The 14,468-nt window shown below is 50.4% G+C and carries 10 protein-coding genes; 6 read left to right on the top strand and 4 right to left on the bottom strand.

All coding sequences use genetic code 11. From position 1 onward, the window contains the following. Window positions 1-72 precede the first annotated feature (72 nt). Both NT073_RS17350 and NT073_RS17345 read right to left on the bottom strand, forming a co-directional pair. A complete protein-coding gene (locus tag NT073_RS17350; protein WP_297375864.1) occupies window positions 73-2,829 on the bottom strand; it encodes a PQQ-dependent sugar dehydrogenase in 2,757 nt (918 codons plus the stop codon). A gap of 144 nt (window positions 2,830-2,973) precedes the next feature. Next, window positions 2,974-5,367, bottom strand: a complete 2,394-nt coding sequence (locus NT073_RS17345) for a gliding motility-associated C-terminal domain-containing protein (RefSeq protein WP_297375862.1) — start codon at window positions 5,365-5,367, stop codon at window positions 2,974-2,976. 182 nt (window positions 5,368-5,549) lie between these two features. Here NT073_RS17345 and NT073_RS17340 point away from each other — a divergent pair, with 182 nt between their 5' ends. Next, entirely contained in the window at window positions 5,550-5,921 is a 372-nt protein-coding gene (locus NT073_RS17340; RefSeq protein ID WP_297375860.1) for a hypothetical protein, read from the top strand. Between the two features lie 69 nt (window positions 5,922-5,990). Here NT073_RS17340 and NT073_RS17335 read toward each other — a convergent pair whose 3' ends face one another. After that, a complete protein-coding gene (locus NT073_RS17335; protein WP_297375858.1) occupies window positions 5,991-6,584 on the bottom strand; it encodes a sugar O-acetyltransferase in 594 nt (197 codons plus the stop codon). A gap of 125 nt (window positions 6,585-6,709) precedes the next feature. Here NT073_RS17335 and NT073_RS17330 point away from each other — a divergent pair, with 125 nt between their 5' ends. Together NT073_RS17330 and NT073_RS17325 are read left to right on the top strand one after the other, a co-directional pair. Then, the gene (locus NT073_RS17330) at window positions 6,710-7,726 is read left to right on the top strand and encodes a bile acid:sodium symporter family protein (protein ID WP_297375856.1); all 1,017 of its coding nucleotides are present in this window, start codon (window positions 6,710-6,712) and stop codon (window positions 7,724-7,726) included. 121 nt (window positions 7,727-7,847) lie between these two features. After that, on the top strand, window positions 7,848-8,243 hold the full coding sequence (locus NT073_RS17325; protein WP_297375855.1) for a hypothetical protein: 396 nt from the start codon (window positions 7,848-7,850) through the stop codon (window positions 8,241-8,243). 80 nt (window positions 8,244-8,323) lie between these two features. Here NT073_RS17325 and NT073_RS17320 read toward each other — a convergent pair whose 3' ends face one another. Then, on the bottom strand, window positions 8,324-9,346 hold the full coding sequence (locus tag NT073_RS17320; protein ID WP_297375853.1) for a hypothetical protein: 1,023 nt from the start codon (window positions 9,344-9,346) through the stop codon (window positions 8,324-8,326). Window positions 9,347-9,469: 123 nt separating this feature from the next. Here NT073_RS17320 and NT073_RS17315 point away from each other — a divergent pair, with 123 nt between their 5' ends. The 3 genes from NT073_RS17315 to NT073_RS17305 all read left to right on the top strand — a co-directional run bounded on the left by NT073_RS17315 (window position 9,470) and on the right by NT073_RS17305 (window position 14,463). Continuing rightward, window positions 9,470-10,834 carry a GH1 family beta-glucosidase gene (locus NT073_RS17315; protein WP_297375851.1) on the top strand — a complete coding sequence of 455 codons (1,365 nt, stop codon included), beginning with the start codon at window positions 9,470-9,472 and terminating at the stop codon, window positions 10,832-10,834. 132 nt (window positions 10,835-10,966) lie between these two features. Then, on the top strand, window positions 10,967-12,253 hold the full coding sequence (locus NT073_RS17310) for an acetyl-CoA hydrolase/transferase C-terminal domain-containing protein (RefSeq protein ID WP_297375849.1): 1,287 nt from the start codon (window positions 10,967-10,969) through the stop codon (window positions 12,251-12,253). A 275-nt stretch (window positions 12,254-12,528) separates the two neighbouring features. After that, window positions 12,529-14,463 (top strand): ATP-binding protein, encoded by a 1,935-nt coding sequence (locus NT073_RS17305; protein ID WP_297375847.1) that lies wholly within the window; start codon window positions 12,529-12,531, stop codon window positions 14,461-14,463. Window positions 14,464-14,468: the final 5 nt, after the last annotated feature.

Raw genomic sequence — 14,468 nt, 5'->3', positions numbered from 1 at the left:
ATTTATTTACGAGTAAGAGCAGTAGAGCCGTACCGCACACACCAAATCCGGCGATGCTGCACGACTTCTTGTTTATTTTCCAGAGGTTTTATTCACGGCGCTCGCAGCAATCTCTTTGCGTTTAAACTGGAGCCATTCCAGCGAAATAAGTGACTTATCAGGGCTGCCGGGCTTTTCGAACACAAAATACAGATCGTGCTTACCGCCCGGATTCTGGATGGTGGCATTCGCATCCGAGTAGTTTCTCCATTCTCCCGTTGGCGCGTAGTTCAGTGTGCTGATCACCGGCCCCGTTGGCGAATCGGTATGGACATTGATCGTGGCCGTTTCGTCCTTCGACGAATAGTGATACGTGAGTTGGTCAATATCTTTCAGATCGATGCCTTTCAGTACAAAGTACGAAGCATGTTTGGCGTTCCCCAGGCGTCGGCCCTGCTTCGACATTTTGTAAACCGAATCAGCCTCAGCACCGAGCACTTTAGCCGGGCGTAACACCAGCACGTCATTTTTTGTAAGCGCCAGTTTGGGCATAGAGGCTCCAACACTGCCCTTGTCGGTATAGGATGCGGTCAGGATATACCGGCTCTGGGCCTCGTTGCCGACATGGTTTTTCAGCACCAGATTGCCCTGTTGTGGAAGCCGATTGTCGGTGGGTTGGTTGGCCAGAGAGAAAATGTATTTTACCATTTCAGTTGTTTCTTCCCGCGAAAGCTGCGGGTGAGCGCTCATGGCGTGTTCGCCCCAAACGCCCCCGCCCCCAATGATGATTTTATTCGCCAGTTTGGCGGTAGCGGTCTTATCGCCCTGATATTTTTTGGCGACTTCAGTAAAGGACGGCCCCACCGACTTAGCAGCTACCTGATGACAGGCTTTGCAATCACTGCCAGCAATCAGGGATTTACCCAGGTTATACGAAGCCGAAATTTGCTGGTGACCCATCGGCTGATCGTTACCGGCTATTTTGGGAATGTAGGTCAGCGCCACGTTTACTTTTTTCCGGTCAATCACTTTATCCTCCTGATCGGATACCGCTACGGAATACCGGAGTGGGGTTTGATCAGGGAAGAAGAATGTGCTGTTGTCGGTGGTTGCAATGGCGACCTGCGGCATTCGGTTTCCTACTTTAATGGTTAGCGTGTCGGTGCTGGATTTCCCGGACGGGTCCGTAACAGTCAGCAGGGCGTTATAAATACCGTTTTTGCGGAAGGTGTAGGTCGGATTCGATTCGGTCGAAGCTATTTTATTTCCTTCAAACCGCCATTGGTAACGCAGGTTGTCCGTTTTGTCGTAATCGTAACTCTTGTTCTTAAACGCGACCGTTAACGGAGCCAGTCCAATGGTATCAGTGGCAGCCACTTTCGCTACGGGTGTTCGGTTACCGGGGTTGAAATCAATACGAACCAGCCGTGCATCGTCGTTGTCGATGCCGTAAACCGACCCGTATTCCAGCATGTAAAAGGAGCCTTCGGGACCAATTTCCATATCGACAGGCCGCCGAAAGTCGCCCGTTGCGGGCATAAACCGCTCCATCGACTGAAAATTTTGCTGATCGTCAAGCCGCACGGCAAAGACCCAGTTCCGCATCCAGTCGTACATAAACAGGGCTTTGTCGTAATAAGCCGGAATTTTCGTTTTCGACTGAAGTGCCGCGTTGTAATGATATACAGGCCCACCCATGGCACAACGACCGCCAAGGCCCAGTTCAGGAAATTCGTCCGATTTGTTATACGGGTACCAAACCATTGCTTTGGTCGTTGGCGGGAGTTGTTTGGCACCGGTATTATTCGGTGAGTTATTGACCGGTGCCGCCGGATCGAATAGAGATCCAACGTTTTTGCTGGCGAAATCATACTGGTGATACGCTTTGCTATCGCCCACAAAATACGGCCAGCCGTAATTACCGGCATTTTTTGCCTGGTTAAACTCATCGTACCCGCGTGGCCCCTGTGGCCCGTCGGTACCGGAGTCCGGCCCAATTTCGCCCCAGTAGACGATGGACGTAGCCGGATCGACCGAAATACGGTACGGATTTCGGCAACCCATCACATAAATTTCCGGGCGTGTTCCGGGGGTTCCTTTTGGGAACAGATTACCCTCCGGGATGGTGTAAGATCCATCGGCTTCGACATGAATCCGCAGAATTTTACCCCGCAGATCGTTCGGGTTACCCGCCGACCGCTGAGCGTCGAACGTTAATCTGCCAGCCCGCTCGTCGATGGGCGCGAACCCGTTTGATTCGAAGGGTACGGTGTTATCACCGGTAGAAATAAAGAGATTGCCGTGCGAATCCCAGGCCATTGAGCCACCCGTATGCGCGCTCACTTCGAGATCAATCGGAAATTCGATGATTGACTTTTCACTGGCAATATCGAGCGTATTGTCGTTGTTCATCACGAACCGGGCAATCCGCTGCCTTGTCTGGTCTTTATCCTGTATGGTGTAAAAGAAGTACAGGTAGTGGTTTTTGCTGAAATTCGGATCGATGGTCATGCCCAGCAACCCGTTTAGGTACTTCTCGACGGCTTTAACCGGAAAATCATACAGCAAACGGGTTTTCTTCTGCGCCGGGTCGTACATGTAAAACTTCCCGCCCCGTTCAACGAAGAAAACACGGCCATCGGGGGCAACGGCCAGTTCCATCGGCTCGTTCAGGTCGTTGGACAGGACCGTTTTGGTAAAGCGATTTTCCTCAGGCCGCTTCGTCGTGTCGACCTGCGCCATTCTAACTGTTGAGGCAGGTTGGCTCAGTTTACCAGACTCACTCCCCAGCAAACCTAAGATGCTAACGACTGCACCACCGAGCGTAAGATAATTTAGAAGTGGAAACATGAATTTTTGAGGATTATTCAGATGCGTTTTTATAACTCATTCATCGGCCTGAGCCCACCTTAGCTAAAGCAGGATGGGGGGCCGGTCTAACCACCCGCCAGAAAATTTGACAAACTAGTCGAGGGCTGTGAGAATACGAATTCGCTACCGAACAACCTGAATCATGCCCTGCCGAATTAGCGATTTTTTCAGGGTTCCACTTGTCAGCTCCAGTCGATACGTATATGTTCCTCCTTCTACCGGTTGCCCTCTGTACGTTCCATCCCAAGTGTGCCATCCGGAAGAGGCTGGTGTTGCTTCCGAAATCGTGTACACCACTTCACCCCAGCGATTATAAATAGACAGGTTCGCCTGATCGATTCCCGACGCGTAGATTACCAAGTCTTCATTCATACCATCGCCATTGGGCGAAAAAGCGTCTGGCATACTCAACATGGGCGGCAGCGGTGGGCAGCTAGACAGAATACGTACTGAATCACTGGCCATACACCCGGCCGGTGTACGGACAGTTACGCGATAAACGCCATAGTCATCTACCGTCTGTAGCTGACTGTTTCCAATAACAGCCCCTTCTTTTACCCAGGTATAGAAGCCATTCGGTACTGCCCCCGCGTCCAGCCGGAGTAGGGCGGATGGGTTCGTTGTAAAGCAGGTATCCAGCTTCCGGTCTGGCAGGTTTATGACCGGGTTGGGATGAAGTGAAACATAGACATCCGATTCACTTTTACAACCCGTAGCAGTACTTAGTGCCATAAGGTGATAGATTCCACTCTGTTGGGCGGTAACCGCCGATCCGGGCAGAGAGCTACCATCGGGAAGCTGCCACCGAAATGTATTCCAGTCGGAGGTTGGCGGGGCATTGATGACCAGCGTATCCCCACATTTGCTCCGGTCCGATGGCAAAATCTGATAGGGAGGTGGAGTTCTGAAACTGACCGGTACACTCTTTTGGGTGAAGCAGGTAGAATCGTCCCGACTACTGACCCGCACCTGATACGTCTGGCTTCCGCTGACGGATGAAACAATAATCGAATCCAACTGACTGCGGGCCGGTTCAATGCCGGGCCCTGTCCACTTCACAACACCCCCTGTAGCGTGAGCCACCAGCGAAAAAGTGCCGCAGGAATCCGGAACAGCCGTTACCTTAGGGTTTGCATCAACCAGCGTTACAGGTATTTCAGCCGATGTAAGCTGAATATCCCGGCATTTTGTCTCCCGGATTTTAATTGAATAGCGCCCCGACTTCATGGGTTGCAGGGATGCTCCGGTAGCCCCCGCAACGGCATTTCCATCAACATACCATTGGTAAATAATGTAAGCCAGATCCAGATTCAGCACTCTGGCATCGAGTTGAAACTTATTACAGTCGGCTAGTTTCTGTACTGCAACTGTCACGGCGGGTGGTAAAGGCGTTTGCTCATCCAGCACAAACGGCAGGCCGGCTGCACTCGTTCTACCTCCCAGGTAAATACCCTGCGAGACAAGCCCGCAACCCGGCCCAGCCTGATTGGGCTGGGTAATCGCCATCAGGTACTCCTCACCCGGCAACGCTCCGTAAATCCTGCCGTCGACAGCCAGTTGCAACGCTCCTACACCTTTCGAGCTATTCTGCTGTAGCTGAACGGACACTGTGGCGTTGACTACCAACTTATCGGCACTGATCTGGTATATTTTTTTACTGACTAACGTCGAAAGATAGATTAGGGTATTGTCGCCCGAAAACTCAACCCCATAAGCGCCCTCAATGGCTGGATCAGTCAGTTTTACCGCGTTTGAAATAGCCCCCGTTTTATTGTCAAAATCGAGCACTTCCAGAAATCCGCCTGCTGTACCATCCGACACGGCCACCGCCAGCTTCTTGCCATCATGAGATGGCTTCATGTATCCTTTATTTTGCTGATGTACACTGCCCACGGCGTATTGGGCTGCGTCAGGAATCAGCCCGTTATCATTAAGGAGGTTAACCCGGAAAACATTATTGCCTTTCTCGTGGGTGATAATCCAGTTATTAAGGTTGTTACAGTGCCTGATGGCGGTAATTTTTTCGGTAGACGAAGCGGTTACCACCTTATTTTTCGTTTCAAGACCACCCATACCACCAGCCAGAGTCATGTTAACGATGGCATATTGCACACCTGTAGCGGGCGATACGGAGAACACATAAAATCGCCCGGTGCTGTTCTGGTACGGTACAATAAGCGCAGACTGCGTACTGGCACTACTCCCACCAAGCCCCGTAGCACCAGGCATGACCGTATGATTTCGATTCCAGATCGTACTCCCGTCGGTATAGAAAAGCAGTTGTCCTTTTTCATCGGAAACGGATGCACAGCCTTCACGGGTATGCAAATTTCCATCCGTGAGGGCCCGTCTGGTTCCTCCGCTGAACGTTACCCCGGCACTCTCTCCAAAATACCAGTTCGAATAGCTTTGACTCAACTGCGCCTGCGCCGGACTCTCCAACAACCAGGAAGTTAGTAACCCTATAATAAATAGATTAACCCATTCTCCCCGGAAGTAGTAGTCTATGCAGCCCATGAAGCGTTGAGTCTATTTCATCAAAAATAGATAAACGAATTAAGATTACGCCATAGACCCAATTACCGATAACTTAGTTGTATCTTCCTGAATCGATCTGACATTTCTTTACGATCACCTGCCCTTGTCGTACGGCTTACAATAATGCCCTACGTTTCTCTATCCCAAACAAGATCAATGCCATGAAAACCCATGATGAGTTGGTGGAGGCCATCTATAACAACCCAAGTTACCGGAGTGAAATACTGTGTATTATCAACCTTCGGGCTAAACTTGAATCAGCGATGAAAGACTTTTATGCCAGCACTTCTCCAGAACCATCCCGGCTAGGTGGAGTTGTCGTCAGAATGATACGCTACGAAGATCTGATCGGGAGGCCAATACTACCAGCTGCCGACTCACCAGAAATACACCGCTGCCGCAGTGGCATTACCCTGCTGTATTCTGCTCTGTTAAAAGGGCTAATGCATGCCCACGAGTTATCAACTCAGCAAGCCAATAAGGCATTACTGGATGTCCTGACGTTGCACATGAACGACCAAAAGACACGCTAACAAAGTTGTACAGTCTTTTGGTTTGTTCATAATCGCTCGGCTAGTAGTTTCCCGAATCTGATTCAGGTTTCATTCGACTTGTCTAGCTGACTCATTCGTTTCCGACTCTGTCAGTTTGCGGATGACCTTGCATGGATTACCAGCCGCAAATACATCGTCTGGTATATCGCGCGTAACCACACTCCCCGCGCCAATCACGCTCCGGTCGCCTATAGTTACACCGGGACAAATGACAACGCTACCGCCAATCCAGACATCCTCCCCAATGGTAACGGGTTTTGCATACTCAAGTCCGGATGCCCGTTCGCTCCAGTTTATTGGATGGGTTGCTGCGTAGATCTGCACATTAGGGCCAAACAAGGTTCTGCTTCCAATGGTAACGGTCATTACATCCAGCACCACACAGTTGAAATTAAAAAAGACATTATCACCCAGAATGATGTTGTATCCGTAATCGCAAAAGAACGGAGGTTGCATCCAAAATCCTTTACCCGAATTTGGAATCAACTCCTGTAATACTCGGGTTCGACGTTCAGGCTGGTCTTCCGGACTTTCGTTCAATGCTTTCAGCAGTAACCGAGTGTGGATTCGCTCCTGCGTAAGTTCCGGATCGAGCGCGTTATACAACTCCCCGGCGAGCATTTTTTCTTTTTCAGTTTTCATATCGTTTTGTGTATGATTGATGCAGGTTTGTTTTATAAATACGGGATGGATTTAACCAGATTCGGGGCAAACTAGTCAGGGCTGGACAATTATTTGATAGGTTTACGGACACATTCCCGGATTTTATGGCAAAAACTTCGTTAGGCTCTCTTTTGGCCCGTGTTGGGCTCGACTGGTTCATTCTTGCCCTGTTAGCTATGATTGGCCTGGCTAAACTCTGGCCCGAACCCGGGATTCAGGAAGGCCCATTTTCGCTGTCGGCGCTGGCCAATTATGGCGTTACCCTGATTTTCTTTTTCTATGGACTTCGCCTGAATTTCGACCAGTTAAAGGAAGGGCTGCGTAACTACCGGCTGCATCTACTCATTCATTCGTCCACCTTTATTGTCTTCCCCGCCGTTGTGCTGGCAGCGCGTTCGTTTCTTATGACGCCTGATACCGAATTACTTTGGCTGGGCATTTTCTACGTAGCAGCCCTACCCTCTACGGTGTCGTCATCTATCGTGATGGTTTCCATTGCTGGTGGCAACATTCCGGCTGCTATCTTCAATGCCAGTATCTCCAGCCTGATTGGCGTGTTTATTACTCCACTCTGGATGAGCTATCTGCTGAGCAGTACCAATGGCCAGTATGATCTCAATAGTGTGATTGGGAAGCTGACAATTCAGGTCATTGTTCCCGTGATACTGGGTCTGCTGCTGAATCGGCGACTAGGCTGGTTTGCCGAACGACATAAATCATATCTACGCTACTTCGACCAGCTGACTATTCTGCTGATCGTCTATACGGCATTCTGTGAATCGTTTTCGCTCAACTTATTCGCCAGCTACTCAGCAGGTGACTTACTCGAACTAGCGGGCATGATGCTGAGCTTGTTCTTCCTTATTTTCGGTTTTATTCACCTCCTCAGTCGTTTGTTAAACTTTAACCGGGAAGACCGCATTACGGCGTTGTTCTGCGGTTCTAAAAAATCGCTGGTGCAGGGCAGCGTCATGGCCAACGTACTGTTCCCGGGCAACATTGCCGGGGTTGTGCTGCTGCCCATTATGGTATACCACGCCCTTCAGCTAATTGTGGCCAGTATCATCGCTCAGGGTATGGCCCACCGGCAGGAACAAAAAGAAAAGGCCATTCAGGCGTAAAACAAGGCGATTCGGACCGTAAAAACGGGCATTCGGCAAGTAGGCCCTACTCCCCCATTAAACGCGCGCCACCGATTTACCTCTAACGATCAAGTAACCCATAAAAACAAGCAACTTGATCATGAAAAAGACAATCGCAGCCGCCCTTACTTTATTCGCCCTTACCACCGCCACCACCTTTGCACAGGGTGTTTACTCAAGACCCTTCGACAACCGTGCTCCGCAGGCACAGGGTCGTTATAACAACGATCAAATGCAGGACGAACTAAAAATTGACCGTATAGATGCCATTGTTAATCTGACCCGCAGGCAGGAAAAGCAGCTCCGTAAAATCGAAAATAATTACGACCAGTTGTTTGCCACCGCCCGCATGACGCCGGATGGTTTCCGCCAGCTTCAGCTCCGCAAACGTCAGGATGTGCTGGCGGTGCTCACCTCTTCGCAACGGGATCGGCTGTTCGCCTACCAGCAAAACAATCGACCCAACCGGCCAATGCCCTACGGTCGTCGCGGCTAATTAGCCCAGCCTCTTATCTATCCTGCCGTAACAGCCCGCGGCCCCACCTGCAAAGGACTGGGGCCGCGGGCCGTTACGGATCAATGAGCCGCTACTACTTCCAGGCTTTGCCAGACGATATCGCCCATTGTCCGGCATTTGGTGAATTTTCGGGTACGGTAGTGCCGGTTGAGTGCCTCGCGAAGCTGCTCTACATTACTCACCGGAGCCAGGCTATCCTGTCGCATGGCAACCATCAACTCATGAATCCGTATTTGCTCGACCCGCAGCCGCCCGGCCACCAGCGACCGCTCTTCAACCTGATACTGGTGCACACTTTCGGGTGTCAGGCAGGCACGGCCAAGGTCGATGATGGGTTGATTTTGCCGGTAATACTGTGGCATGTACACCGATTTCCGCCCTTCGTACGATTGCTGGTCGAAGTCGATAGCCCGGATTCGGTAGTATACTTCATCGAAATCGGGAGTGATGTCCACCACAAAATTGCTGGAATGCATGTCGCCTAACAGCCGTACAAAGCACCGTTCATTAAATTTCACAAATTCTTTACATAGCCGAACCGGGTTGCGGTCGGGGTCCTGCATTTGCTGTTCAAAGAACATGTCGCCCGGTATACCCGCTATGTGTTCTTCGATCAACGTCTGCCCGCTGGTCAGGTAACTGATGCGATTGGGGGAGAGAATATGTTCCAGTTCAAGGCCATAAATCCGGGAAGCATCGGCATTTTTGATGTAGAAATAGTCGAAATTATCATTTACCAGATTCCGAACGCGTACCCGAAAGGGCATTGTGTTACCGTAGGAGCACAAATCGACCCGGTCGATGGTTAAATGCCCGGTTACCGACATATCTCCGTCGGCTTTCAGGATGGCGTAAATCGTTTTGAGCGCCAGTAGAATATCATCCACCTCGGAGGCCGGATAAAAAACGGTCTCCCAAAGGGTATCACGTTCGCGTTTATCGAAAAGCGCGATTGAATTATCGTACCGAAGCAGGTCGGCATATTGAATAGGCAACCGGTGTTCGCGATTGTACTGAACCAGGTAGTCCCTCAACTGGTTACCTATCGAATAAATTTGCTTTTTCCGGGTAATGATGGGCATAACCTGTCAGTGCTTAGTTTTGCCTTAAATGTACGCAGACGACAACACTCTCAACCGACCAATGGCTAACCCACTCGCTGTTAGTTGGTCAGCAGGCGGAGAATTGTTGATTTTTGACGAGTTATGAAGCACGATTTCGGACCCGGTTTTGTCTGGGGAACGGCTACAGCCGCTTACCAGATTGAAGGAGCCGTTGACCGCGACGGGCGGGGACCATCCATCTGGGATACATTCAGCCATCAGAAAGGTAAAATCAAAACCGGGGAGCATGGCGATATAGCCTGCGAGTTCTACGACCGATATGAATCAGATCTTCGGCTGCATAAAGAAATGGGCTTCGATGCTTTTCGCTTTTCGCTCTCCTGGTCACGCATTCTGCCTGATGGTCTCGGCCCCAAACACGGTGGTCGTATCAACGAAGCGGGGTTGCGCTTTTACGACCAGCTTATCGATCACTGCCTGTCGCTTGGCATAACCCCCTGGATTACGCTGTACCACTGGGACTTACCACAGGCGCTTGAAAACAAAGGGGGCTGGCCCAATCGCCAGATTGTCGACTGGTTTGCCGAGTACACCGATGTCTGTACGAAAGCGTTTGGGCACAAAGTCAAACACTGGCTCATTCTTAATGAACCACTGGCTTCGTCCATCCTTGGGTATTTCACCGGCCAGCACGCGCCCGGCCGGCGAAGCTTCCGGAATTTGTTACCGGCCATTCATCATACAGCCCTGGCTCAGGCCGAAGGTGGGCGGGTAGTGCGGCAGAATATTCCCGATGCGGAGGTGGGCACGACTTTTTCCTGCTCACCCATCGACCCGTTTACTCCCGGCGATCAGGCTGCCGCTAACCGGGTGGATGCTCTGCTCAACCGGCTTTTTCTGGAACCAACCCTCGGCCTTGGTTACCCGGCAAAGGAGTTGCCGTTTCTGTCGGGCATAGCCAAAAAAGTAGCCAAACCGGGCGATATGGAGCGGCTAGCCTTCGACTTTGACTTTATTGGACTACAGCACTACTTCAGGGCGGTGGTCGAGCAGTCGTATTTCATGCCGTATTTATGGGCAAAGGACGTTTCGCCCCTCCGCCGAAACGTGCAGACGATTACCGAAATGGGCTGGGAGGTGTACCCCGAAAGTATGTACCGGATCATTCGCCAGTTCGCGCAGTACGAAGGCGTCAAAAAAATATACATTACTGAAAGCGGGGCTGCCTTTTACGACACAGTGGAGCAGGGCAGGGTAAATGATGTAGCCCGGATGGAATACCATCAGAATTATTTGCGTAACGTTCTTCGGGCCAAACAGGAGGGTATACCTTTAGCAGGGTATTTTGCCTGGACTTTCCTCGACAACTTCGAATGGGCCGAGGGCTATCGGCCCCGCTTCGGCTTGGTGTATGTCGACTTCCGGACGCAGCAACGGATTGTAAAGGCATCAGGACGATGGTTTCAGCAGATGCTGGCCAGTCCAATCTTACAAGCCCATAAATAGTCATTTCACAAAACTCCTGTCTGCATCCAGACGTTGTGTTGGTATGCCGCTTACGGCTGAAACAGGCTTCGGCTGTTTCAGTATTATTTTTCAGTAGAACAGAACAGCCGAAGCCTGTTTCAGCCAATTAGTATGCCATCAATCCTTCCCCTTACCACCCCCGAACAGGCCGTTTCGGCTATCCAGTCCGGCAATCGTGTTTTCATCCATAGCGTTGCTCAAACGCCCCACGTGCTGATTAAGGCTATGGTCGGCCGGGCCAGTGAATTGACCAATGTGGAAGTCTGCCATATGCATACTGAAGGCCCCCTGCCCTATCTGGACAGCACCCTTCAGTCGTCATTCCGGCCAAACTCATTCTTTATCGGGGCTAATATGCGCAAGCAGCTTAATCAGGGAATCGGCGATTACGTGCCCGTATTTCTGAGCGAGATTCCCCTTTTGTTCCGTCGCAATATTTTACCCATCGACGTGGCGCTTATTCAGGTATCACCGCCGGATGTGCACGGCTATTGTTCCCTGGGTCCATCGGTAGATATTTCGCTGGCGGCCATCCATGCGGCTAAATATGTAATTGCCCAAATAAACCCGCGTGTGCCCCGAACCCACGGCGACGGCCTGATTCCAACGTCGATGTTACATGCGGCTGTGGAGGTGGATGAACCCGTGTATGAAGTACTGCCCGGAGAGATCAGCGCCGACGATCGGAAAATCGGGCAGTATGTGGCCAGTCTGGTTGAGGATGGGGCTACGCTCCAGTTGGGTATCGGCGGCATTCCCAATGCCACTTTAGCCGAACTTATTCACCACAAAGGACTGGGTATTCATACCGAAATGTTCTCAGACGGGGTCATTGACCTGGTGGAGCGGGGCGTTATCACGGGCGAACACAAAACGGTACTCCCATACCGAATCGTTTCGGCTTTCGTAATGGGCAGCCAGCGCGTGTATGATTTTATCGACGACAATCCGGGGGTGGCCATGAAACAGGCCAGTTTCACCAACGATACGGCCATCATCCGACGAAATCCTAAAGTCACGGCCATCAATTCAGCTATCGAGATCGACCTGACCGGCCAGGTTTGCGCTGATACCATTGGTACTTATCAGTATTCAGGCGTAGGCGGCCAGATGGACTTTGTACGGGGTGCATCACTCTCGGAAGGTGGTAAGCCTATTATTGCGCTGCCTTCCACGACCAGTAAAGGCCTTAGTAAAATAGTCCCTTTCCTAAAGGAAGGCGCCGGTGTAACGACCACCCGCGCCCACGTTCATTACATCGTTACGGAGTACGGCATTGCTGACCTTTACGGCCAGAACCTGCGTCAGCGGGCCCGGGCGCTTATCAACATCGCCCACCCCGACCACCGGGAGGAGCTGGACCGACAGGCGTTCGAGCGGTTCGGCAGGTTGTCATAAATTGTTCGGACTTTAAGGGCAAATCCAGATACAACACAAGACACTCCGCCGGGTAGATGTCATGACGTCTACCCGGCGGAGTGTCTTGTGTTGTATCTGGATTTGCTGGCAATAAGCAAGAAAGCATAAACCCATTCACAAATTCAATACACTAAAAGTATATGCTTTTTGATTATTCTCCCATTTTCTTACATTTAACTATTCGTATCTTTCCTTAAATGAATTAAGATTGTTTCAGATTAGTCGAGTCGTTTATCCGCTTTCAAACACCATACATGGAAATAAAATCGTTTCTCCAGGGGATTCTGGATGCCTTACCAGACGCTATTACAGTTTTTGAAACGGTTTACGATGATCAGAATACGGTGGTAGACTTTCGGTTGGTGATGACTAATCAGGTATCGGCCAGTGTTATGGCATTGTCTATGGAGCATGCCATTGGCCGGCTATTTAGTGAGTTAACCCCCGAAGGGCTCCAGAGCGAACGCTTCAATGCCCTTAAACAAGTAAGTGAAACGGGTGTACCGCTTGATCGGGAAGTGTACACACACCGTACTGATGGACTATACCTTTGGCTGAAATCATCTTTTCGGCGTTTTGAAAACTATGTTGTCGTTACCTACACGGATATTACACAGCGAAAAGAAGCCGAAATACAACGAGAAATGCAAACAACCCTACTTGAGCGGGTGTTTGCAACAACGCTATTGGGTATCATAGTTTATCAGGCAGTTCGAAGTCCTTTAGGCGACATAACGGACTTTCGTGTTGTGAAGGTTAATCGAGTTGCCAAAGCAGTAATTGGGGGGGCGGCCGATATAACCGGGCAACTGCTTACAGATGTTTTTTCAGAATCAATAACGCCTGATACCATTAGCCGATTCAGGCATATTTGTGAAACGGGCATACCTCTGGAGCGGGAGCACTATTACCAACCGTTAAACAGATGGTATAACATCGTATATGTACAGCTCGGTGACGGGATCATGATCACCTATGTGGATATAACTGCCCGAAAACAGATAGAAGAAGCTCATCAGCAGCAAAACGACCTTCTGTTGCGCATCAGCGAGTCGGTGCAGATCGGTATCTTGACGGCCGAGCCTATCTTGGATGATACAGGCCGGATCATTGACTTCCGGTATACCTATTTTAACGAGCAGGCAAAAAATTCGCTACCGCCAGACTGGCAACAGGTTTCAAATCAGACAGTGCGTTCCATTGATTTCTCGGGAAATGCCAACCAGATGATCGCCCTTTTGACCCAGGTGGTAGAAACCGGCGAGACGTTACGGCGTGAAACCCAAACCCCCGATGGCAAAATCATCTTTTCGGTAGTTTCAAGATTGGGCACTGGTACCATCATCACATTTCTGGACGTTACTCAACAACGGCAGGCCGAAGAACAGGCCCGCTACAGCGCCGAGCTGGAACAAAAAGTAGCCGACCGGACGCATGCGCTCTCCCAGACACTCAGCGAACTGGAGCAGTCACGAAACGAACTGGAACGGGCGCTGGATGTTGAACGGGAATTGAGCGAATTGAAAGTCCGATTTGTTTCCATGGCATCTCATGAGTTTCGGACGCCATTAACCACAATTTTGACCTCCACCTCGCTCCTCGAAAAATACGCCGAGATCACTAATCAGCAGGACCGGCAACTAAAGCACATCGAGCGAATCAAAATCGCGGTCAAGCACCTCAACGACATTCTCGAAGAATTTTTATCGTTGGAAAAACTTCAGGAAGGGCAGATCAACGTAAATCCTGTTGCGGTTGATTTGTCGCAGCTAGTCAGCGAAACGGTGCACTATATACAGGATGCATTTGAGCATAAGCAATCAATTGAGGTTACGCTTTCGTGTCCGGATTTCATTAACCTGGACCCTTCCCTATTTCGAAAAATCCTCATCAATCTGCTCTCCAATGCAGTAAAATATTCAGGGCCGGAATCGGAAATAAGAATACAGGCTTTCTGCGATAACAGCTTGCTGATACTGAGCGTACAGGATCAGGGAATCGGCATATCGGAAGACGATCAGAAACGTTTGTTCGAGCGGTTTTTCCGGGCTAAAAATGTATCAACCATCCAGGGTACCGGCCTGGGTCTTCACATTGTGAATCGATATATAAAGCTTATGGGCGGACAAATAAATCTGGCGAGTAAACTGAATGTGGGCACAACGCTGACCTTAACATTACCAATCTGACCAGA

The organism is Spirosoma sp., from assembly GCF_026391055.1.
In the GTDB taxonomy this organism is placed as follows: Bacteria; Bacteroidota; Bacteroidia; order Cytophagales; family Spirosomataceae; genus Spirosoma.
The sequence above is the reverse complement of the archived record's forward strand: the minus strand, read 5'-3'. Positions and strand labels throughout refer to the sequence as shown.

Excerpts from the sequence above, each read along its gene's own strand:
- NT073_RS17350 (WP_297375864.1), bottom strand. The coding sequence starts at position 2,829 with ATGTTTCCACTTCTAAATTATCTTACGCTCGGTGGTGCAGTCGTTAGC.
- NT073_RS17305 (WP_297375847.1), top strand. The coding sequence starts at position 12,529 with ATGGAAATAAAATCGTTTCTCCAGGGGATTCTGGATGCCTTACCAGAC.
- NT073_RS17335 (WP_297375858.1), bottom strand. The coding sequence starts at position 6,584 with ATGAAAACTGAAAAAGAAAAAATGCTCGCCGGGGAGTTGTATAACGCG.
- NT073_RS17320 (WP_297375853.1), bottom strand. The coding sequence starts at position 9,346 with ATGCCCATCATTACCCGGAAAAAGCAAATTTATTCGATAGGTAACCAG.
- NT073_RS17340 (WP_297375860.1), top strand. The coding sequence starts at position 5,550 with ATGAAAACCCATGATGAGTTGGTGGAGGCCATCTATAACAACCCAAGT.
- NT073_RS17315 (WP_297375851.1), top strand. The coding sequence starts at position 9,470 with ATGAAGCACGATTTCGGACCCGGTTTTGTCTGGGGAACGGCTACAGCC.
- NT073_RS17310 (WP_297375849.1), top strand. The coding sequence starts at position 10,967 with ATGCCATCAATCCTTCCCCTTACCACCCCCGAACAGGCCGTTTCGGCT.
- NT073_RS17330 (WP_297375856.1), top strand. The coding sequence starts at position 6,710 with ATGGCAAAAACTTCGTTAGGCTCTCTTTTGGCCCGTGTTGGGCTCGAC.
- NT073_RS17325 (WP_297375855.1), top strand. The coding sequence starts at position 7,848 with ATGAAAAAGACAATCGCAGCCGCCCTTACTTTATTCGCCCTTACCACC.
- NT073_RS17345 (WP_297375862.1), bottom strand. The coding sequence starts at position 5,367 with ATGGGCTGCATAGACTACTACTTCCGGGGAGAATGGGTTAATCTATTT.